We start from the raw sequence: 21,074 nt of genomic DNA on the forward strand, positions 1-21,074 counted from the left end.
GTCTTGCCGTGGTCAACGTGGCCAACGGTGCCGATGTTGACGTGCGGTTTATTACGCTCAAACTTTTCCTTAGCCATGGTGGCCTCCTTTTGATTGGAAGAAGGTCCGCGCGGGTCGCGAACCTTCCAATGTCATGACGCTTACGCGTATTTCGCCTGGATCTCGTCCGAGATGTTCTGCGGAACCGGATCGTAGTGCGAGAACTGCATGGTGAACTGCGCGCGGCCCGAGGACATGGAGCGCAGGGTGTTGATGTAGCCGAACATGTTGGCCAGCGGCACGTTTGCGTCGATCGCAATCGCGTTGCCGCGGGGCTCCTGGCCGGACACCTGACCACGACGGGAGGTCAGGTCACCAATGATACCGCCGGTGTATTCTTCCGGGGTGATCACTTCGACCTTCATGATCGGTTCCAGCAGTTTCGCGCCAGCTTTCTTCAGACCTTCACGCATCGCCATACGAGCAGCGATTTCAAAGGCCAGAACGCTGGAGTCAACGTCGTGGAACTTACCGTCGATCAGGGCAACCTTGAAGTCGATCACGGGGAAGCCGGCCAGCGGGCCGCTGTCCATGACGGACTGGATGCCTTTTTCAACACCGGGGATGTATTCCTTCGGAACAGCACCACCAACGATGCGGGATTCGAAGGAGTAACCTTCACCGGCTTCGGTCGGCGAGATGATCAGTTTCACCTCGGCGAACTGACCCGAACCACCCGACTGTTTCTTGTGGGTGTAGGTGTGCTCGATCTCGTGACCGATGGTCTCGCGATAGGCAACCTGCGGGGCACCGATGTTGGCTTCCACTTTGAATTCGCGCTTGAGACGGTCCACCAGGATGTCCAGGTGAAGTTCGCCCATGCCCTTCATGATGGTCTGACCGGACTCGAGGTCGGTCTCGACGCGGAAGGAGGGGTCTTCGGCGGCCAGGCGGCCCAGACCCTGGGACATCTTCTCCTGGTCGGCCTTGGTTTTCGGCTCGACCGCGATCTCGATCACCGGATCGGGGAAGGTCATGGTTTCCAGAACGACCGGGTCGTTGGCGGCGCAGAGGGTGTCACCGGTGGTGGTGTCCTTCAGGCCAGCCAGCGCGATGATGTCGCCCGCGAATGCTTCCGTGATTTCCTCACGGTCATTCGAGTGCATCATCATCATACGGCCAACGCGCTCTTTCTTACCCTTGGTGGAGTTCAAGAGGGTATCACCCTTGTTCAGAACACCGGAGTAGATGCGGGTAAAGGTCAGCGAGCCGACGAAGGGGTCGTTCATGATTTTGAACGCAAGGCCGGAGAAGGCCATGTTATCGTCCGCGCGGCGGGCGATGTTACGCTCTTCGTTCTCGTCACCCGGCTTGAAGCCCATGTAATCGACAACGTCCAGCGGGCTGGGCAGGTAGTCGATCACGGCGTTCAGCAGCGGCTGCACACCTTTGTTCTTGAACGCGGAACCGCCAAGAACCGGAACGAAGTCCAGCGCCAGGGTGCCCTTGCGCAGCAGTTTGCGCAGGGTCGGCACGTCGGGCTCGTTGCCTTCCAGGTATTCCATCGTGGCGTCGTCGTCTTGCTCGACGGCCGCTTCGACCATCTTGCCACGCCATTCGTCGGCCATGTCTTTCAGGCTGTCACGGATCGGAGCCTTGACCCAGCTTGCGCCGAGGTCTTCGCCCTGCCACAGCCACTCTTCCATGGTGACCAGGTCGATCAGGCCTTCGAGTTCGGTCTCTGCACCGATCGGAATACCGACGGGAACGGCGCGCGCGCCGGTGCGGTCTTCGATCATGTTGACGCAGTTGAAGAAGTCGGCGCCGATCTTGTCCATCTTGTTGACGAACACCATACGCGGAACCTTGTAGCGGTCAGCCTGACGCCACACGGTTTCGGTCTGGGGTTCAACGCCGGCGTTGGCGTCCAGAACACAGACGGCACCATCGAGAACCGCCAGCGAACGCTCAACTTCGATGGTGAAGTCAACGTGGCCGGGGGTGTCGATGATGTTCAGGCGGTGCTTGGGGGTATCGGCGGTCTGACCGTCTTCGGTGCGTTCCCAGAAAGTGGTGGTCGCAGCCGAGGTGATGGTGATGCCGCGTTCCTGCTCCTGCTCCATCCAGTCCATGGTGGCTGCACCATCGTGCACCTCACCGATGTTGTGGGATTTGCCGGTGTAATACAGGATACGCTCCGAGCAGGTGGTCTTACCTGCGTCGATGTGCGCCATGATACCGAAGTTACGGTATAGTTCGAGCGGATATTCGCGTGCCATGGTGTGTAGCCTCTGAAGGGTTTACCAGCGATAGTGCGAGAAGGCTTTGTTCGCCTCTGCCATCTTGTGGGTGTCTTCGCGCTTCTTAACGGCGGTACCGCGGGACTGTACAGCGTCCAGCAGCTCACCGGCGAGGCGTTCTTCCATTGTGTTCTCGTTGCGGCCGCGGGCCGCGGTGATCAGCCAGCGGATGGCCAGCGCTTCGCGGCGCTCGGGGCGCACTTCGACGGGAACCTGGTAGGTGGCACCACCCACACGACGGGAGCGAACCTCAACCGAGGGCTTCACGTTGTCGAGGGCTTCGTGGAACACTTCCACGGGGGCGCGCTTGATCTTCGCTTCAACGCGGTCGAATGCGTTGTAGACGATTTTCTCTGCGACCGACTTCTTACCATCGATCATCAGGTTGTTCATGAATTTGGTCAGAACGCGGTCGCCATATTTGGCGTCGGGCAGAACTTCGCGTTTTTCAGCAGCGTGACGGCGTGACATCTGTGCTTATCCTTCTTCTTACTTAGGACGCTTCGCGCCATACTTGGAGCGGCGCTGCTTACGGTCTTTGACGCCCTGGGTATCCAGAACACCGCGAAGGATGTGGTAACGCACACCGGGAAGGTCTTTTACACGACCGCCACGGATCAGAACCACGGAGTGCTCCTGAAGGTTGTGGCTTTCACCCGGGATGTAAGAAATCACTTCGAAACCGTTGGTCAGGCGGACCTTCGCAACTTTCCGCATAGCGGAGTTCGGTTTCTTCGGCGTGGTGGTGTAAACGCGTGTGCAAACGCCGCGCTTCTGGGGGCACTGCTCCAGATGCATGGACTTGGAGCGTTTTACTTTCGGCTGCCGCGGCTTGCGGATCAGCTGTTGGATCGTTGGCATTCCGGTCTATTCCCCGTTTCGCAACTTTCATGTCATGCACGCGCCAGGGCGTGCGGCTCATATTTCCGGCACTTACGCGTCCGCAAGCGCAAAAACCGCATTCGTTCCCATTCCGAGGTGAACGACGCGGTGGGTTTACAGAGGATCCGGGTGGTAAAAGTGCCCGAACCTTGTTCCACTACAATAGTGATATCGGCTTTAGGGGCGGCCCCCGGATGCCGGATAGGCGCGCGTATATGGGGAGTCGCCGGGCTTGTCAACTGCAGCCTCCCCCGCAGGGGCGAAAGGCAGCGCAGGCGCAAGACGTCCCGCATGTGTGCGACCGTCTCTTGCCCGCTTAACGTGTGCGATGCATAGTCGGGCAAACACAGGCTTAGTCAGGACGGGTCATTCATGCAAGTCATCGGTCTTTGCCGCTTTTCCTACCCCGCCATCGGCGGTTTCCAGGTGGAACACGACAGTCTGGAAGAGCGCATCGCCTATCTCTACGCAGAAGAACGCCTGGAAGAGCGGTTCCAGCTGATGGAGACCGTCGCCCTGCCCTGCCTGCGGGAACAGACCGATCAGGAGTTCGAGCTGATCATCGTGATCGGGGACAGCCTGCCGAAACGGCATCGCGACCGGCTCCATGATATCACCGCAGGTATGCCCCAGGTGCGGATCCATAGCGAACCACCCCGCAAACAGCGCCCGGTGATGAAAGAGATCCTGAACAAGGCGCGCCGTGACCCCGACGCGCCCTGCCTGCAGTTCCGCCACGATGATGACGATGCGGTCTCGGTCGATTTCATCGAACGCTTGCGGCAGACGGTGCAGGACTGCCCCGGCCTGATCGAGAGGAACAGAACCGTCGCCATTGATTTCAACCGGGGCTATGTGGCCGAAGTCGGCGCCGAAGGGATCGCCGCCACGGAAATACACCGGCCCTATTATGTGGCCGCGCTTGGCATGTATGTGCAGGGGGGATGCAACCTCACCATCATGAACTTTGCCCATGAAAAGATCCTGCGCTTCATGCCCACGGTGACGATCAGCGACCAGCCGATGTTTGTGCGCACCCACAACGGCTATAACGACTCACGCCAAAAGCCCGTGAAACCGGTGCCAGTGACGCCGCTGAGCCCCGAACAGATTGGCGAGTTCGAAGCCCGCTTTGCCATCCGGCAGGATCACGTCCAGCGAATCTTTAGGACTGGCTGACAGCCCCCTACCCTGCGACGAAAGGAAAGGTGCCTCCATGCAGATTATCGGACTGTGCCGTTTCTCCTATGTCGGGCTTGGGGGCTACAAGATCATGCACGACAGCCTGGAAGAGCGGCGCGCCTTTCTCTATGCGCCGGAACGGCTGGAGGAACGGTTCCGCCTGTTTGAGACCATCTGCCTGCCCTCGGTCACCGGGCAGACGGACCGGGATTTTCAGCTTCATGTGGTGGTGGGCGAGTGTTTTCCCCAAACTCACCTGGAGCGTCTACTGGCCTTGACCGAGGATCTGCCCAATGTGGCGGTCTCCCTGCAGCCGCCCGAGCGCCATCGGCGCCAGATGATCCGTGTTCTCAATGCCGCCCGCACCGATCCCGACGCCCCCTGCCTGCAGTTTCGTCTCGATGACGATGATGCCATGGCGGTGAATTTCATCGACCGGCTAAGGCAGGCCGCAGAGGATCTGCAGCCCATCTGGCAGAGGTATCCGCTGACCACCATCGACTTCAACAAGGGCTATATCTACCGCGCGGGGCCAGAGGGGCTGTCGATTGCCCCAGACCGCGAAGCCTATGCGGCGCTTTCCCTTGGCGTCGTGGTGCCCGGCGGCTCGGACCGGACCATCATGCATCAGGGCCATCACAACCTCTGGAAGGAGACCCCGACACTGACCTTTCCCGATGGCGACATGTACATGCGCGGGCACAACGGCTTCAACGACTCCCGCTCAAAAGGGCGCGGAAAGACGGTGAAGCTGACCCCGGTTTCGCCGCAGGACGCGGAGCACCTGAAACGCACCTTCAACGTGGACAGCACGGACGTCGCACGTGCCTTTTCATCCCCGGGCCTGCTGCCGCTCCCGGTAAAGGGTGAATAGACCCGCCGCCACAACGATGGCCGCCCCGATCAGGGTCAATCCTGTCGGCCAGTCGCCAAAGACCAACCAGCCCAGCAACAAGGCCCAGAGGAGACCGCTGTATCGGAACGGCGAGACCACGGCGACATCTCCGACCCGCATGGTCATCACCGAAAACAGATAGCCGCCAAAGATGAAACAGGCCGAGCCCAGCAACATACCAAGATGCCAGGTCTCAATCGGCTGCCAGTCCTGCTGGGTGCTGTAGACCAACCCGAAGGAAAACACGGTCAGGGAGGCCATCAAGGTGACGGTCATCGACGGCACCGCCGCAGACATCCTCCGGGTAAACAGATCCCGTGCGGTCACGCAGGCGACGGCGCCCAGGGCATAAAGCGATGCCCCGTCAAACCCCGCCGGGCCAGGTCGGACGATCAGCAACATGCCGATAAAGCCCGCGAGGATCGCAGACATGCGCCGCCAGCCGATGCTTTCGCGAAAGAACAGCGCTGCCCCCAGGGTGACGGTCAAGGGAAGCATCTGCAACACCGCGGTCACATTCGCCAGCGGCATCAGCATCAGCGCGCTGAGGAACAGGTAGGTGGCACCGGCCTCGGACAGGCAGCGCCCCAAGACCAGCATCCAGTCCCGACGCGGCAGGTTCAGATGCAGGCTGCCAAGATAGCGCGCCAGAAGGAAGATCAGCAGGGTCGCCAGCCCGCCCCGGATCACCAGGATCTGCGACAGGGGCAGGTCGGCGCCCACCATTTTCACCAGCGTATCATTGAAGGTGAAGGCCGCCATGCTGCCCATCATCAACAGGGCGCCGGTCTGGTTTGGGGTCATCGGGTGCTCCGCCTTGAGTGCTAGCTGGTGGGATCAATTGGACACGAAAACACACATGCTCTCAGAAAGCATGCAACGACCTGTTTTGCAAAGAGGCTTTCCAAAAGAAAACCCCCGCACCATCGGCGCGGGGGTCATCTGTTCATTCATGTGATCAGCCGATCAATCGCGGCTTTCCGGGGTTTCCACCAGGTTGTCGAAATCGCCGTCCGACAGATCGTCGTCCATGACCGGCGCGGCCAGGGCCGCTGCGGCCTCGGCCTCTTCGCGGCGGGCTTCCAGCACCACGTTGTCGCGGCTTTGCGCGATGTGGCGCATCTGCTGGGTCGCACCACCGGTACCGGCTGGGATCAGGCGGCCCACGATGACGTTCTCTTTCAGGCCGACCAGCTTGTCCTTCTTGCCCTGAACCGAGGCTTCGGTCAGCACGCGGGTGGTCTCCTGGAAGGAGGCCGCCGAGATGAAGGAGCGGGTCTGCAGGGACGCCTTGGTGATCCCCAGGAGGATCGGCTCGCCCTGAGCGGGGCGCTTGCCGCGGGCCAGCGCCTTTTCGTTGGCGGCGTCGAACTCCTGCTTGTCCACGTGCTCGCCTTTCAGCAGCGTCGTGTCGCCGGAGTCGGAGATCTCCCACTTCTGCAGCATCTGGCGAACGATCACCTCAATGTGCTTGTCGTTGATCTTCACACCCTGCAGGCGATAGACGTCCTGGACCTCGTCGATCATGTAGTTCGCCAGAGCCTCGACACCCATGATGGAGAGGATGTCATGCGGCGCCGGGTTACCGTCCATGATGTAATCACCCTTCTGCACGAAGTCGCCTTCCTGCACCGGGATGTGCTTGCCCTTGGGCACCATGTATTCGACGGTTTCCATGGTCTCGTCAGCCGGTTCGATCGAGATGCGGCGCTTGTTCTTGTAGTCGCGGCCAAAGCGCACGTAACCATCGATTTCGGCGATGATCGCGTGATCTTTCGGACGACGGGCTTCGAACAGTTCGGCCACACGCGGCAGACCACCGGTGATGTCCTTGGTCTTGGCGCCTTCACGCGGGATACGCGCGACAACGTCACCGGCCTCGATCAGCTGACCGTCCTCACAGGACAGGATCGCATCGACGGACATCGGGTAGGTCACCGGGTTGCCCAGATCGTTGCGCACCGGCTCGCCATCGCCATCCACCAGGATGATTTCCGGCTTGAGGTCGTTGCCCTTGGGCGCCGCACGCCAGTCGATCACGATCTTCTGGGTCATGCCGGTGGCTTCGTCGGTCTCGTCGCGGACCGCCAGGCCCGATACCAGGTCGACGTATTTCGCGGTACCCGGCTTTTCGGCGATGATCGGCAGGGTATAGGGATCCCATTCGAACAACTTGTCGCCGCGCGCAACCTTCTGGCCTTCGGTAACGAACAGCTTGGAGCCGTAGCCCAGCTTGTGGCTGGCACGCTCTTCGCCCTGATCGTCCTGGATGATGACCTTCATGTTGCGGCCCACCACCAGCGTGTCACCGCTGGAGTTCTTCAGGGTCTGCGCGTTCTCGAAGACGATAGTGCCTTCCTGGCTGGCTTCGAGGAAGGACTGCTGACCACCCTGGGCAACGCCGCCGATGTGGAAGGTCCGCATGGTCAGCTGGGTGCCGGGTTCACCGATCGACTGCGCGGCGATGATGCCGACAGCCTCGCCCGAGTTGACCATGGTGCCGCGTGCAAGGTCGCGACCATAGCACATGGCGCAGACGCCCTCTTCGCTTTCACAGGTCAGCGGCGAGCGGATACGGGTCGAGGCAACGCCTGCCTCCTGAACCGCGTCCGACATGCGTTCGTCGATCAGCTGGCCTTGCGCCACCAGGATCTCGTCGGTGCCGGGGCGCTTGATGTCCTCGGCAGCCACGCGGCCCAGGATACGCTCGCCCAGGCTTGCAACCACTTCGCCATCGTTGACCGCGGCCTCTGCGGTGATCGCGCGCTCGGTGCCGCAGTCGCGCTCGCGCACGATGCAGTCCTGTGCCACGTCCACCAGACGACGGGTCAGGTAACCCGAGTTCGCCGTCTTCAGAGCCGTATCCGACAGACCCTTACGGGCACCGTGGGTGGAGTTGAAGTACTCCAGAACGGTCAGACCCTCTTTAAAGTTCGAGATGATCGGGGTCTCGATGATGTCGCCGTTCGGCTTGGCCATCAGGCCGCGCATGCCGCCCAGCTGTTTCATCTGCGTGACCGAGCCACGCGCACCGGAGTGGGCCATCATGTAGACCGAGTTCGGCTCCATCACGGCGCCATTCTCGTCACGCTTGTCGGCAGAGATGGTGGACATCATCGCCTCGGTGACGCGGTCGTTACACTTGGACCAGGCATCGACAACCTTGTTGTACTTTTCGCCCTGGGTGATCAGGCCGTCCATGTACTGCTGTTCGAAGTCCTTCACCTGCTCGCGGGTGTCGTCCACGATGGTCCATTTGCCATCGGGGATCACCATGTCGTCCTTGCCGAAGGAGATCCCGGCCTTGAACGCTTCGCGGAAGCCCATGGTCATGATCTGGTCACAGAAGATCACCGACTCTTTCTGACCGCAGTAACGGTAGACGGTATCGATGACCTGCTGGACCTCTTTCTTGCGCAGCAGACGGTTGACCAGTTCGAAGGGGGCCTTGGCGTTCTTCGGCAGCAGAGCGCCCAGACGGACACGGCCCGGCGTGGTCTCGAAGCGCTGCAGGACCTCGTTGCCCTCCTCGTCGATCTGCGGAATGCGCGCGGTGATCTTGGAGTGCAGGTGCACCTCACCGGCGTCCAGCGCGTGCTGGACTTCCTCGATGGTGCCGAAGATCTTGCCTTCACCCACCATGCCTTCGCGTTCCAGGGTCACATAGTAGAGACCCAGGATCATATCCTGCGAGGGAACGATGATCGGCGCGCCGTTTGCAGGCGACAGAACGTTGTTGGTGGACATCATCAAGACGCGCGCTTCCAGCTGGGCCTCAAGGCTCAGCGGCACGTGCACGGCCATCTGGTCACCGTCGAAGTCGGCGTTAAAGGCCGAGCAGACCAGCGGGTGCAGCTGGATCGCCTTGCCTTCGATCAGCGTGGGTTCGAACGCCTGGATGCCAAGACGGTGCAGCGTCGGCGCACGGTTCAGCATGACCGGGTGTTCGCGGATCACCTCATCGAGGATATCCCAGACCTCGGGACGCTCTTTTTCCACCAGCTTCTTCGCCTGTTTCACGGTGGAGGACAGACCTTTGGCCTCCAGGCGCGAGTAGATGAAGGGCTTGAACAGTTCGAGCGCCATCTTCTTGGGCAGACCACACTGGTGCAGTTTGAGTTCCGGACCGGTCACGATGACCGAACGGCCAGAGAAGTCGACGCGCTTACCCAGAAGGTTCTGACGGAAGCGGCCCTGTTTCCCTTTCAGCATGTCCGAGAGCGATTTCAGCGGACGCTTGTTGGCGCCGGTGATGACGCGGCCACGGCGGCCGTTGTCAAACAGGGCGTCAACGGATTCCTGCAGCATCCGCTTTTCGTTGCGTACGATGATATCGGGCGCGCGCAGCTCGATCAGGCGCTTCAGACGGTTGTTCCGGTTGATCACGCGACGATAGAGGTCGTTCAGATCGGAGGTCGCGAAACGGCCACCATCCAGCGGCACCAGCGGACGCAGTTCCGGCGGGATGACCGGGATCACGGTCATGATCATCCATTCCGGACGGTTGCCCGACTCCAGGAAAGATTCCACGACTTTCAGACGCTTGATGATTTTCTTGGGCTTCAGCTCACCAGTGGCTTCGGCCAGTTCGGCGCGCAGCTGCTCGGCTTCGGCTTCCAGATCGATCGCGGCCAGCATCTCACGGATCGCTTCGGCGCCGATATTGGCGGTGAAGGCGTCCATGCCGTACTGGTCCTGGGCATCCATATACTCTTCTTCGGTCATCATCTGACCGTAGGTGAGATCAGTGAGGCCCGGCTCGATCACCACGTAGTTCTCAAAGTAGAGAACCCGCTCCAGATCGCGCAGGGTCATGTCCAGCATCAGGCCGATGCGCGACGGCAGCGACTTCAGGAACCAGATGTGCGCGACGGGTGCGGCCAGTTCGATGTGGCCCATACGCTCGCGGCGGACTTTTTGCAGGGTGACTTCCACACCGCATTTTTCGCAGACAACGCCGCGATATTTCATGCGCTTATATTTGCCGCACAGGCATTCGTAGTCTTTGATCGGGCCAAAGATACGGGCGCAGAACAGACCGTCACGCTCGGGCTTGAAGGTCCGGTAGTTGATGGTTTCTGGCTTTTTGATTTCGCCATAGGACCAAGACAGGATCCGTTCCGGCGACGCCAGCGAGACCTTGATTTCATCAAAGACCTTGGGCGGCGTCAGCGGGTTGAACGGGTTGTTGGTGATTTCCTGGTTCATTTTGATACCTCAAATCTTGCGGAAGGGGGGACGGGAGAAGGGCTGACGCCCTTACTCCTCAACCTCCGCATCCAGGAGTTCCATATTCAGGCCGAGACCACGGACTTCCTTGACCAGAACGTTGAACGATTCCGGTACGCCCGCTTCAAAGTTGTCTTCGCCCTTGACGATGCTTTCATAGACCTTGGTCCGGCCTGCGACGTCATCCGACTTGACGGTGAGCATCTCCTGCAGGGTGTAGGCGGCGCCGTAAGCTTCCAGAGCCCAGACCTCCATCTCCCCGAAACGCTGACCACCGAACTGCGCCTTACCACCCAGCGGCTGCTGCGTAACAAGCGAGTACGGACCGGTCGAACGTGCGTGGATCTTGTCGTCGACCAGGTGGTGCAGTTTCAACAGGTACTTGATGCCCACGGTCACCGGACGCGCGAACTGCTCACCGGTGCGGCCGTCGAACAGGATCGACTGACCGGAGGTGTCAAAGCCAGCGCGCACCAGCGCATCGTTGACGTCTGCCTCTTTGGCACCGTCAAAGACCGGGGTTGCGATCGGCACACCGCGGGTGACGTTGGCAGCCGCATCCAGCAGCTCGGCCTCGCTCATGTCGGCGATACCTTCGTCATAGACGTTCTCGCCATAGGCGTGATGCATCGCATCGCGCACCGGGGTGAGATCGCCGGAGCGACGGTATTCCTGCAGCGCATCGTCCACCTTGATGCCCAGACCGCGCGCGGCCCAGCCCATGTGGGTTTCAAGGATCTGACCGACGTTCATACGCGACGGCACGCCCAGCGGGTTCAGACAGAAATCGACCGGGGTACCATCCGCGAGGAACGGCATGTCCTCCATCGGCACCACTTTCGAGATCACACCCTTGTTGCCGTGACGGCCGGCCATCTTGTCGCCCGGCTGCAGCTTGCGCTTCACGGCGATGAAGACCTTGACCATCTTCATCACACCCGGGGGCAGATCGTCGCCACGGCGGACCTTTTCGACCTTGTCTTCGAAACGGGCATCCAGAGCGCGTTTCTGCGCTTCGTACTGCTCGTTCAGGGCCTCAAGGATCTGCGCGTCCTTCTCGTCTTCCAGGGCAAGCATCCACCACTGACCACGGCTGAGCGAGTCCAGCAGCTCTTCGGTGATCTCGGACCCTGCCTTGATACCTTTGGGGCCTTTGACGGCGGTCTTACCCAGCAGCATGCCACGCAGACGGGCGTAGATGTTGCGATCCAGGATCGCCAGCTCGTCGTCGCGGTCACGGGCGAGGCGTTCGACTTCCTCACGCTCGATCTGCAGGGCGCGCTCGTCTTTTTCCACACCATGGCGGTTGAAGACACGCACCTCGACCACGGTGCCGTAGTCGCCCGGCTTCACGCGCAGCGAGGTGTCGCGCACGTCCGATGCCTTTTCACCGAAGATGGCGCGCAGAAGCTTTTCTTCCGGCGTCATCGGGCTTTCGCCCTTCGGAGTGATCTTGCCGACCAGGATGTCGCCCGGCTCCACGTCCGCGCCGATGTAGACGATACCCGCCTCATCGAGGTTGCGCAGCGCTTCTTCACCCACGTTCGGGATGTCGCGGGTGATCTCTTCCGGGCCAAGCTTGGTGTCACGGGCGGCGACTTCGAATTCCTCGATGTGGATCGAGGTGAAGACGTCGTCACGGGCAATCCGCTCGGAGATCAGGATGGAGTCTTCGTAGTTGTAGCCGTTCCAGGGCATGAAGGCGACGACGACGTTCTTGCCGAGGGCCAGTTCACCCATATCGGTCGAGGGACCGTCGGCGATCACTTCGCCCTTGCGCACTTCCTGACCCACCTTCACCAGCGGACGCTGGTTGATACAGGTGTTCTGGTTGGAACGCTGGAACTTGCGCATGCGGTAGATATCCACGCCCGCATCGCCCAGTTCCAGATCTTCGGTGGCGCGGATCACGATACGCTGGGCATCGACCTGGTCGATGATACCTGCGCGTTTCGCCATGATCGCAGCGCCCGAGTCGCGGGCCACGATTTCCTCGATGCCGGTGCCGACCAGCGGCGCCTCGGCACGCAGGAGCGGAACCGCCTGACGTTGCATGTTCGAACCCATCAGAGCGCGGTTGGCGTCGTCGTTTTCCAGGAACGGAATGAGCGAGGCCGCAACCGAGACCAGCTGCTTGGGCGACACGTCGATCAGGTCGACGTTTTCACGCGGAGCCAGGGTGTAGTCACCGGACTGACGGGTCGAGACCAGATCGTTCTGGAACTTGCCGTCCGCATCCAGCGCCGCGTTGGCCTGGGCCACGGTGTGGCGCATTTCCTCGGTCGCGGACATGTAGTGCACTTCGTCGGTGACCTGCGCGTCCTTGACGACACGGTAGGGGGTCTCGATGAAGCCATACTTGTTGACGCGGGCAAAGGTCGCCAGCGAGTTGATCAGACCGATGTTCGGGCCTTCCGGCGTTTCAATCGGGCACATCCGGCCATAGTGGGTCGGGTGCACGTCGCGGACCTCAAAGCCCGCACGCTCGCGGGTCAGACCGCCCGGGCCAAGCGCCGACAGACGACGCTTGTGCGTCACTTCCGACAGCGGGTTGGTCTGGTCCATGAACTGCGACAGCTGCGAGGAGCCGAAGAATTCGCGCACGGCGGCGGCGGCCGGTTTCGCGTTGATCAGATCCTGCGGCATCACCGTGTCGATCTCGACCGAGGACATACGCTCCTTGATGGCGCGCTCCATGCGGAGCAGGCCGACGCGGTACTGATTTTCCATCAGTTCGCCAACGGAACGCACGCGGCGATTGCCCAGGTGGTCGATGTCATCCACATCGCCCTTGCCGTCGCGCAGTTCGACCAGCGCCTTGATGCAGGAGACGATGTCTTCCTTGCGCAGGGTCCGCTGGGTGTCCTCGGCGTCCAGCGCCAGGCGCATGTTCATCTTCACGCGGCCAACCGCGGAAAGATCATAGCGCTCGCTGTCGAAGAACAGGGTATCGAACAGGGCCGATGCGGCCTCGACGGTGGGCGGCTCGCCCGGGCGCATCACGCGGTAGATGTCCATGAGCGCGGTGTCGCGACCCATGTTCTTGTCCATCGCCATGGTGTTGCGCATATAGGGGCCGACATTGACGTTGTCGATGTCCAGAACCGGGATCTCGGTGACACCGGCATCCACCAGCTCCTTCACGGTACCACCGATCAGGTCGCCGTCCTTGTCGTATTCAAGGGTCAGCTCGTCCCCGGCTTCCACGTAGATGGCACCGGTTTCCTCGTTGATGATGTCCTTGGCGACGTATTTGCCGACGATATGCTCAAACGGCACCAGCAGCTCGGTGATGGAGCCTTCGTCGATCATCTTCTTGACGGCGCGCGGAGTGACCTTCTTGCCGGCTTCGGCAAAGATCTCGCCGGTGGCGGCATCGACCAGGTCGTAGGTCGGACGGGTGCCACGCACGCGCTCGGGGAAGAAGGGCGTGACCCAACCGCGGCTTTTTTCCAGCTTGAAGGTGACGGTGTTGTAATAGGCATCCATGATGCCTTCCTGGTCCAGACCCAGCGCATAAAGCAGGGTGGTCACAGGCAGCTTGCGGCGACGGTCGATCCGGGCAAAGACGATGTCCTTGGCGTCGAATTCAAAGTCGAGCCAGGAGCCGCGGTACGGGATGATGCGGCAGGCGAACAGCAGTTTGCCGGAAGAGTGAGTCTTGCCCTTGTCGTGGTCGAAGAACACGCCGGGCGAACGGTGCATCTGGCTGACGATCACGCGCTCGGTACCGTTGACCACGAAGGTGCCGTTCGGGGTCATCAGGGGCATGTCGCCCATGAAGACGTCCTGTTCCTTGATGTCCTTGACCGAACGGGCGCCGGTATCCTCGTCCACATCAAAGACGATCAGACGCAGGGTGACCTTCAGCGGCGCCGAATAGGTCATATCGCGCTGCATGCATTCTTCGACGTCGTACTTCGGCTTTTCCAGCGCGTATTTCACGAATTCCAGAACGGAGTTTTCGTTGAAATCCTTGATCGGGAAGACCGACTGGAAGACGCCGTTGATGCCTTCGCCATCCTGGGGCGCCTCAGCGTCGCCAGAGCGAAGGAACAGGTCGTAGGAAGATTTCTGAACCTCGATGAGGTTCGGCATATCCAGCACTTCGCGGATCTTGCCGTAGTATTTGCGAAGACGTTTCTGGCCAAGGAACGTTTGAGCCATGTCAGATGTCACCTTTCGAATTTCTCACCGGACAAGGATGCCGCCGGGCTTCGGCATCTTGCCCATACGAGATAGAGCGTTCGGATCAATTCATGGCTGCCGTCCCGAATGGCCGCCTCCCGATCACTTGAACCGCGTCTAAGAAAAGGCCCTATCGAAAAGGTCCCTTTCTGAGACAGGTTCGGCTGGACCCGGGTTTTCCCCGGATCCAGCCAAATTCTGAGGGAGCGCGAGGCAGGGTTTCGAAGAACCCCCGCCCCTATGTCCCGCAAGCGAGGCTTAGGCCAGCTCGACTTCGGCGCCAGCTGCTTCCAGCTTGCCTTTGATGTCTTCGGCTTCGTCCTTGGAGACGCCTTCTTTGATCTTGCCGCCGGCTTCGACCAGTTCTTTGGCTTCTTTCAGGCCCAGACCGGTGATGCCGCGAACTTCTTTGATCACGTTGATCTTGGAAGCGCCGGCGTTCTTCAGAACGACGTCGAATTCGGTCTTTTCTTCCTCAGCTGCGCCACCGGCGTCGCCACCAGCTGCAACCATGACGGCGCCGCCAGCTGCGGGCTCGATGCCGTACTCGTCTTTGAGGATGGTTTTCAGTTCTTGTGCTTCAAGCAGGGTCAGACCAACGATCTCTTCTGCCAGTTTCTTCAGATCAGCCATTTTATCAGCTCTTTCCGTTTTAAAGTGTGTGTTTCCAGCGTATGGGCACGTGCCCTACCCCGGTCATTCAGTGCCAACCGCTTATGCAGCTTCCGCCTTCTCTTCGATGGTCGAAAGGATGCTTGCGATATTGCTTGCAGGTGCGCCAATTGCGCCGGCGATGTTGGAAGCGGGTGCGCCGATGCAGCCAACGATGGAGGCAATAAGCTCCTCGCGGGACGGCATTTTCGACACGGCTTCGACGCCTGCGCGGTCCAGAGCGTTCTCACCCATTGCACCGCCGAGGATCTCAAACTTCTTGTTATCCTTGGCGAAGTCCTCGGCCACCTTGGCAGCTGCCACGGGGTCCTCGGAGTAGGTCAGAACGGTCATCCCTGTCAGCAGGTCGGCCATGCTTGCACACGGCTTACCCTCCAGGGCGATTTTGGCGAGCCTGTTCTTGGCAACACGCACGGCGCTTCCGGCATCGCGTGCGCGCGCCCGAAGATCCTGCATCTCGGCAACTGTCAGACCGGCGTAGTGAGCAACCACCACGACGCCAGAGCTTTCGAAGATCTGGCCGAGCTCTTCGACCAATTTCTCTTTCTGGGCTCTATCCACAGTTCTCTCCAGGTTATGGGGGGCTTGCGCTCCCCGGCTCATTGATGTGCCAGACCAGATGGCCCGGCGTTCAAGTCCGCAATACGGGGTTAGCCAAAGTCGCCCGAGGGTACAGAAACCCTCGATCTAATCTTGGTCTTTCCCGTCTCAGGAGGGAAATTAAGGCCCGATCGAGAGGCCACCCACCATCTTGGACGAAATGAAATAAAGCGCACGACGAATCGCACGCTTTACCTCAAGGGGTTGATAGTCGCTTCGCAGCGGATTTCCAAGAGGTAAATCACAGGTTTGCAAAAACGCGCCAGCACAGCAGGCGGCACCCGGTTTTCCGCCCCAAAACGTGAAATGGCCCGCAGGGTTCACACCATGCGGGCCATTCAAAACTCAGGAGGCGCAGCTTATTCGCTGACGGCCTTTTCCACATCGACGGTGACGCCGGGACCCATGGTCGAAGACAGCGCGATCTTCTTCATGTAAGCGCCCTTGGCACCCGAGGGTTTTGCCTTAGCAACGGCCGAAACAAAGGCACGGACGTTTTCGACCAGCTTGGCTTCGTCGAAGGAGGCTTTGCCGACGCCTGCGTGCACAACGCCGCCTTTTTCCGCCTTGAACTGCACTTCGCCGCCCTTGGCCGCTTCAACAGCTGCCTTGACGTCCATGGTCACGGTGCCGACCTTGGGGTTCGGCATCAGGTTGCGGGGACCAAGAACCTTACCCAGACGACCAACGATGGGCATCATGTCCGGGGTTGCGATGCAGCGATCGAAATCGATGGTGCCGCCCTGGATGGTTTCCATCAGGTCCTCTGCGCCGATGATATCCGCGCCGGCTTCCTTGGCTTCATCCGCCTTGGCGCCACGTGCGAAGACCGCAACGCGCATCGCCTTGCCGGTGCCGTTGGGCAGACCGACGACGCCGCGCACCATCTGGTCCGCGTGACGGGTGTCAACGCCCAGGTTCATGGCGATTTCGATGGTCTCGTCGAATTTGGAGGTTGCGTTGGCCTTGACCAGTGCAACGGCTTCTTCGACGGTCAGGTTCTCTTTGCCTGCGAAGGCTTCGCGCGCTGCGCGGGTACGTTTACCGAGCTTTGCCATCTTACTTCACCTCGATGCCCATGGAGCGGGCAGAGCCCAGGATGATCTGCATCGCCGCTTCAACGTCGTTGGCGCTCAGATCTTTCATCTTCGCTTCGGCGATCTCACGGACCTGTGCAACGGTCACGGTGCCGACGGTCTCACGGGACGGGTTGTTCGCACCGGATTTCACCTTGGCGGCCTTCTTCAGGTAGTAAGACGCGGGCGGCGTCTTGATGTCCATGGTGAAGGACTTGTCCTGATAGTAGGTGATCACGGTCGGGCACGGCGCGCCGGGCTCCATTTCCTGCGTCTTGGCGTTAAACGCCTTGCAGAATTCCATGATGTTGATGCCGCGCTGACCCAGCGCCGGGCCGACCGGCGGGGAGGGGTTGGCTTGACCTGCAGGAACCTGCAGCTTCATCGTACCAGCAAGCTTCTTGGCCATCTGGTGTTCCTTTCAACTGGGGCGAAACGCGTTCCACCCGGTTCTGTGTTGCGTGGTGCGGTATCAGGGTCGCGACCCATCAACCTCCCACGAGAGAATCTCGCCCGAAGACGATAGAGGGGGCATCTACGCCTGTTTCGATGAATTGGCAAGGGAACAATGCAAAGGCCGTCACCGCCCCTGCCCTCCCCTATACCCACGGCCACATCTGCGGATCATGCGACCGCGCCGCAGGCACAGGAAAGGCCCCCACCGACAGGGCAGAGGCCTTCGAAGATGGCACAAGCCTTGGATGACCTCAGGCCGCCTTGTCCGCCTTCTCCCAGGCAAAGGCCTGGAACGCGGGGTCAACGGCGGTCTGGGCTACGTGGTTGGTGTAGTTGCTGAGGACTTTCTGCGAGAGACCCAGGATGATTTCCAACACCTGCCGCGAGCCATATCCCGCCGCATAGAAAGCCTCGGATTCAGCCGGGGTGACATTGCCGCGACCGCGCACCAACGCCAGGGTAAAGCTGCGCAGGGCTTCCAGCTTGGGATCGGCCAGCGGTGTCTCGTTGCGCAGCGCCTCGATCACATCGGCATCCACGTTCATGGAATGGGCAATCCCGGTGTGGGCCGGCACGCAATAGTGGCATTCATGTTCGACGTTGATGGTCTGCCAGACAACGGTCAGTTCCGCGGTGTTGAAACTGGTGTTCATGAAGGCCTCATGCGTGCGCTGGTAGATCTCCAGAAGCTGCGGCACATCGGCCATCACCTGATAGAGCCCCGGCAGAAACCCGAAGGCCTTTTCAGAGGCAACCAAGCGGTCCTTTGCGGCGTCCGGGGCGGTTTCGGCGGTATGGCGGGGGAAGTGGGTCATCGTGAAGTCCTTTGGATCTGGTGTGTGTAGGGCAAACATAGGCAACTTGAGTGATCGCTCAAGGTGACAATTGAGCAATCACTCAAATGTGAGATTGGCCTCGCCTGTCCAGACGGGTATCATCCGGCCATGAGCATGAATCACGACAAGGACGCGGCGCTGAACAACGCCATGCGGCAGTTTTGGGCGCATGGGTTTGCGTCGACCTCCCTGAAAGACCTGGAACGCGTCACGGGGATGCATCCCGGATCGCTTTATGCGGCCTTTGGCAGCAAGGCGAAGCTCTTTGCCCTGAGCATGCAGCGCTACAGCGACTGGCTGAACGCCGAGCGCGAGCGCGTGATGGAACGGGCATCGTCCCACCTGGACGGGCTGGCGGCCTTCATCGAACAAGCACACCCGCTGTCCAATGCCCAGGCGCCGATCCGAACCTGCTTCATGGTCAAGACCGCGCTCGAGCTTGGCGCAGAAGACAGCGCAATCCGCAGCCAGATGATCAAGCTGCTGGAGGCCAACGACAGGGTGTTCGAGGCTGCCTTTCAATCCGCCATCGACGCGGGCGAACTGCCTGAAGACAGCGAACCGGTCAAACTGACACGACACTTGAACAGCGGCCTGGCCGGCATTTGCTTTTGCGCGATGCGGGCCGAAGCCTCCGAGACGATTGCTGAACTGGTATCCGAGCTTGCGGCCAAAGTCCGATCCGGCGCGATCTGACCGGTCAGGGCACCGCCACGCTACAGCGGTCTTTGCATCAGGGCGAAGACCGCCCCCCCCAGCAACAGACCGGCCGCAGCCAAAAGGCTGATGCCGATATTGTCGAACACATCTCCAACCAAACCGGCACCATAGGGGCCGAGGGTCTGAGCCACGGCGAAAACAACTGTAAACAGGCTGATCGCACGCCCCCAGCTTTCTGGAGGCAGGTTCTGTCGTGAGAAATTGGTGACCGCGCCGGGGGCCATGAAGACCGACAGACCGAATACCACCGCCGAGATCAGCAGCGCCGACCCGCTGGGCAGTACGACAGGCAGGGCTGATCCGATGGCGATGCCGGACAGGATCAACGCCAGCGGCAATCCCGAGCGGAAGCGTGCCAGAACAGGACGCCAAACGATCGGCGAGACACAGATGCACAGGCCAAGGATGACCCAGACCAGCGCGATGAAGCCAGCACCTGCCGCCTGCCCCGTCATCCACTCGGACAAAAAGGTGAGATAGACAATGTAGCCCAGCCCGAACCCTGCGTAGCCGGCCAATTCCGGAAGCATACTGCGCACCGGCAAAGGGGTGGCCTTGGTCTGTGATTGGGCGGCGGGGCGCAGCTGCAAGGCGGCCCAAAGCCCAAGCGGCAAGAACGACAGGCTGACCGCACCGATCACAATCCACCCCATCGGCCAGGACCCGGGGCCAAACGCGTCAAGCATCAGCGGCAACGAGGCCCCGGCCAGCACGATGCCCAGCCCCCCACCCGAGCCGAACAGGATTGCAATGGCCAGCGCATTGCGGCGAGGGTCGCCCTGAAACAGCCCGGCAGCCAGGGCGCCTGCGGTTGAAAACGACATCGCGCCAAAGATGCCCGCCAGAATGCGCCAGAGCGTCTGCCACCACAGCGCCGCGTTGAGCCCGGTGGCCAGAAGCGCCAGCGTGGTCGTGATCAGACCAAAGGCAAACAGGCGAGACGGCGAGACCTGCCGGATCAGGAACATCGTCAGGACCGCCCCGGCGATATAGCCAAGCGCGTTCGCGGTGTTCAACCAGCCGGCTTGCGCATAATTCCACCCCAGCTCGGACTTCATCGCGGGCAGGAGCAGACCATAGGCAAACCGGGCAAATCCGTTTGTCACTGTGACGCCGAGCGCCAGACCGGCCAGAACCAACCAAGGGCGAGTGGGGGCGGAACTCATTGAAGAGTGATCCGGCACTGTAGGCGAACGGGACATGAGGATCTTGCCTTGTTAGACGTGCCCCAAGTGGAACGCCAATAGGTGCAAACTGCCAATGATGTGTCGTCTGGACAAGCCTCTTTGCGCGAAACGCAGTCAAAGGTCGGGACAAGCCAGACGTCAGCATAGCTCCGCAAAGCTGCAATCGACGCAAGACAAAGAGAAACGCCGCGCTGCACGAAGCAACACGGCGCCCTCAATTTCAATTGCGAGGGTGATCAGCCCTGCTTGGTGACCTGGGTGAAGTCCAGCTCGACCGGGGTTTCGCGGCCGAAGATCGACACGGTGACCTTGAGCTTCTGGTTCTCGTCGTCCACGCCTTCGACCATGCCGTCGAAATCCTCGAAGGGGCCGTCGTTGACCTTGACCTTCTCGCCGACCTCAAATGAGATGAGCGTGCGCGGCGCTTCGACGCCCTCTTCGACGCGGCCCAGGATGCCCTTTACCTCGGCATCGCGCATCGGCATCGGGCGGCCCTGCGGACCCAGGAAGCCGGTGACGCGGTTGATCGAGTTGATCAGGTGATAGCCCTGGTCGGACATTTCCATATGCACCAGCACGTAGCCGGGCATGAAGCGGCGCTCGGTGGTGACCTTCTTGCCGCGGCGGACCTCGATCACCTCTTCGGTGGGGACCAGAACTTCGTCGATCTCGTCCTCAAGGCCGTGTTCGGCAACCGAGGTGCGGATCTGCTCTGCGATTTTCTTTTCGAAGTTCGAAAGAACGCTGACCGAATACCACCGTTTCGCCATGAGCCTGATCGTCCTTGTTTTGCCGGGCGCTATGCGCCGCCTTCATCATAATTCCGTTTCGGCCAGGGGCCGTGGCCCTAACAAAAATCGGCGCGCAACACG

Annotated in this window: 16 protein-coding genes; 3 read left to right on the forward strand and 13 right to left on the reverse strand. The window is 60.7% G+C overall.

The features are described from left to right. Positions 1-140: 140 nt before the first annotated feature. The 3 genes from fusA to rpsL are packed head-to-tail and all read right to left on the reverse strand — an operon-like array spanning position 141 to position 3,140. Positions 141-2,258, reverse strand: a complete 2,118-nt coding sequence (gene fusA / locus PXK01_RS20525) for an elongation factor G (protein WP_274861568.1) — start codon at positions 2,256-2,258, stop codon at positions 141-143. A gap of 21 nt (positions 2,259-2,279) precedes the next feature. Next, positions 2,280-2,750: a 30S ribosomal protein S7 gene (rpsG, locus tag PXK01_RS20530; protein WP_192965361.1), complete on the reverse strand. Its 471-nt coding sequence runs from the start codon at positions 2,748-2,750 to the stop codon at positions 2,280-2,282. Between the two features lie 18 nt (positions 2,751-2,768). Beyond that, positions 2,769-3,140, reverse strand: a complete 372-nt coding sequence (gene rpsL / locus PXK01_RS20535; RefSeq protein ID WP_005621086.1) for a 30S ribosomal protein S12 — start codon at positions 3,138-3,140, stop codon at positions 2,769-2,771. 393 nt (positions 3,141-3,533) lie between these two features. On the opposite strand from rpsL, the gene PXK01_RS20540 reads away from it, so the two are divergent. Both PXK01_RS20540 and PXK01_RS20545 read left to right on the forward strand, forming a co-directional pair. Further along, on the forward strand, positions 3,534-4,340 hold the full coding sequence (locus PXK01_RS20540) for a putative rhamnosyl transferase (RefSeq protein WP_274861569.1): 807 nt from the start codon (positions 3,534-3,536) through the stop codon (positions 4,338-4,340). Positions 4,341-4,377: 37 nt separating this feature from the next. After that, positions 4,378-5,217 (forward strand): putative rhamnosyl transferase, encoded by an 840-nt coding sequence (locus PXK01_RS20545; RefSeq protein WP_274849600.1) that lies wholly within the window; start codon positions 4,378-4,380, stop codon positions 5,215-5,217. Here the strand turns inward: PXK01_RS20545 and PXK01_RS20550 are convergent. From PXK01_RS20550 to PXK01_RS20585, 8 genes are all read right to left on the reverse strand, one after another. Further along, positions 5,176-6,042, reverse strand: coding sequence for a DMT family transporter (locus tag PXK01_RS20550; RefSeq protein ID WP_274849601.1), 867 nt, complete (start codon positions 6,040-6,042; stop codon positions 5,176-5,178). The two genes, PXK01_RS20545 and PXK01_RS20550, sit on opposite strands and share 42 nt — an antisense overlap. Before the next feature lie 162 nt (positions 6,043-6,204). Next, positions 6,205-10,446 (reverse strand): DNA-directed RNA polymerase subunit beta', encoded by a 4,242-nt coding sequence (gene rpoC, locus PXK01_RS20555; protein WP_274849602.1) that lies wholly within the window; start codon positions 10,444-10,446, stop codon positions 6,205-6,207. A 51-nt stretch (positions 10,447-10,497) separates the two neighbouring features. Next, entirely contained in the window at positions 10,498-14,634 is a 4,137-nt protein-coding gene (gene rpoB, locus PXK01_RS20560) for a DNA-directed RNA polymerase subunit beta (RefSeq protein WP_274849603.1), read from the reverse strand. Between the two features lie 279 nt (positions 14,635-14,913). Beyond that, positions 14,914-15,288, reverse strand: coding sequence for a 50S ribosomal protein L7/L12 (gene rplL, locus PXK01_RS20565; RefSeq protein WP_274849604.1), 375 nt, complete (start codon positions 15,286-15,288; stop codon positions 14,914-14,916). Positions 15,289-15,369: 81 nt separating this feature from the next. Beyond that, positions 15,370-15,888 carry a 50S ribosomal protein L10 gene (rplJ, locus tag PXK01_RS20570; protein WP_274849605.1) on the reverse strand — a complete coding sequence of 173 codons (519 nt, stop codon included), beginning with the start codon at positions 15,886-15,888 and terminating at the stop codon, positions 15,370-15,372. A gap of 398 nt (positions 15,889-16,286) precedes the next feature. Next, positions 16,287-16,985, reverse strand: coding sequence for a 50S ribosomal protein L1 (gene rplA, locus PXK01_RS20575; protein ID WP_274849606.1), 699 nt, complete (start codon positions 16,983-16,985; stop codon positions 16,287-16,289). 1 nt (position 16,986) lies between these two features. Continuing rightward, positions 16,987-17,412, reverse strand: a complete 426-nt coding sequence (rplK, locus tag PXK01_RS20580; protein WP_274849607.1) for a 50S ribosomal protein L11 — start codon at positions 17,410-17,412, stop codon at positions 16,987-16,989. 298 nt (positions 17,413-17,710) lie between these two features. Next, the gene (locus tag PXK01_RS20585) at positions 17,711-18,274 is read right to left on the reverse strand and encodes a carboxymuconolactone decarboxylase family protein (RefSeq protein ID WP_274861570.1); all 564 of its coding nucleotides are present in this window, start codon (positions 18,272-18,274) and stop codon (positions 17,711-17,713) included. Positions 18,275-18,403: 129 nt separating this feature from the next. Here PXK01_RS20585 and PXK01_RS20590 point away from each other — a divergent pair, with 129 nt between their 5' ends. Continuing rightward, positions 18,404-18,991: a TetR/AcrR family transcriptional regulator gene (locus PXK01_RS20590; RefSeq protein WP_274861571.1), complete on the forward strand. Its 588-nt coding sequence runs from the start codon at positions 18,404-18,406 to the stop codon at positions 18,989-18,991. Positions 18,992-19,011: 20 nt separating this feature from the next. On the opposite strand, the gene PXK01_RS20595 is transcribed toward PXK01_RS20590, so the two are convergent. Next, positions 19,012-20,181, reverse strand: a complete 1,170-nt coding sequence (locus PXK01_RS20595) for a YbfB/YjiJ family MFS transporter (RefSeq protein ID WP_274849610.1) — start codon at positions 20,179-20,181, stop codon at positions 19,012-19,014. Positions 20,182-20,438: 257 nt separating this feature from the next. Continuing rightward, the gene (gene nusG / locus PXK01_RS20600; protein WP_274849611.1) at positions 20,439-20,972 is read right to left on the reverse strand and encodes a transcription termination/antitermination protein NusG; all 534 of its coding nucleotides are present in this window, start codon (positions 20,970-20,972) and stop codon (positions 20,439-20,441) included. Positions 20,973-21,074: the final 102 nt, after the last annotated feature.

It is taken from the genome of Phaeobacter sp. PT47_59 (assembly GCF_028890025.1).
In the GTDB taxonomy this organism is placed as follows: Bacteria; Pseudomonadota; Alphaproteobacteria; order Rhodobacterales; family Rhodobacteraceae; genus Phycobacter.

Bases quoted from the DNA above. Each gene is read 5' to 3' on its own strand.
- PXK01_RS20590 (WP_274861571.1), top strand. From the start codon at position 18,404: ATGAGCATGAATCACGACAAGGACGCGGCGCTGAACAACGCCATGCGG.
- rplL (WP_274849604.1), bottom strand. From the start codon at position 15,288: ATGGCTGATCTGAAGAAACTGGCAGAAGAGATCGTTGGTCTGACCCTG.
- rpoB (WP_274849603.1), bottom strand. From the start codon at position 14,634: ATGGCTCAAACGTTCCTTGGCCAGAAACGTCTTCGCAAATACTACGGC.
- PXK01_RS20540 (WP_274861569.1), top strand. From the start codon at position 3,534: ATGCAAGTCATCGGTCTTTGCCGCTTTTCCTACCCCGCCATCGGCGGT.
- rpsG (WP_192965361.1), bottom strand. From the start codon at position 2,750: ATGTCACGCCGTCACGCTGCTGAAAAACGCGAAGTTCTGCCCGACGCC.
- rplA (WP_274849606.1), bottom strand. From the start codon at position 16,985: ATGGCAAAGCTCGGTAAACGTACCCGCGCAGCGCGCGAAGCCTTCGCA.
- rplK (WP_274849607.1), bottom strand. From the start codon at position 17,412: ATGGCCAAGAAGCTTGCTGGTACGATGAAGCTGCAGGTTCCTGCAGGT.
- rpoC (WP_274849602.1), bottom strand. From the start codon at position 10,446: ATGAACCAGGAAATCACCAACAACCCGTTCAACCCGCTGACGCCGCCC.
- fusA (WP_274861568.1), bottom strand. From the start codon at position 2,258: ATGGCACGCGAATATCCGCTCGAACTATACCGTAACTTCGGTATCATG.
- PXK01_RS20550 (WP_274849601.1), bottom strand. From the start codon at position 6,042: ATGACCCCAAACCAGACCGGCGCCCTGTTGATGATGGGCAGCATGGCG.
- PXK01_RS20545 (WP_274849600.1), top strand. From the start codon at position 4,378: ATGCAGATTATCGGACTGTGCCGTTTCTCCTATGTCGGGCTTGGGGGC.
- nusG (WP_274849611.1), bottom strand. From the start codon at position 20,972: ATGGCGAAACGGTGGTATTCGGTCAGCGTTCTTTCGAACTTCGAAAAG.
- PXK01_RS20585 (WP_274861570.1), bottom strand. From the start codon at position 18,274: ATGACCCACTTCCCCCGCCATACCGCCGAAACCGCCCCGGACGCCGCA.
- rpsL (WP_005621086.1), bottom strand. From the start codon at position 3,140: ATGCCAACGATCCAACAGCTGATCCGCAAGCCGCGGCAGCCGAAAGTA.
- PXK01_RS20595 (WP_274849610.1), bottom strand. From the start codon at position 20,181: ATGAGTTCCGCCCCCACTCGCCCTTGGTTGGTTCTGGCCGGTCTGGCG.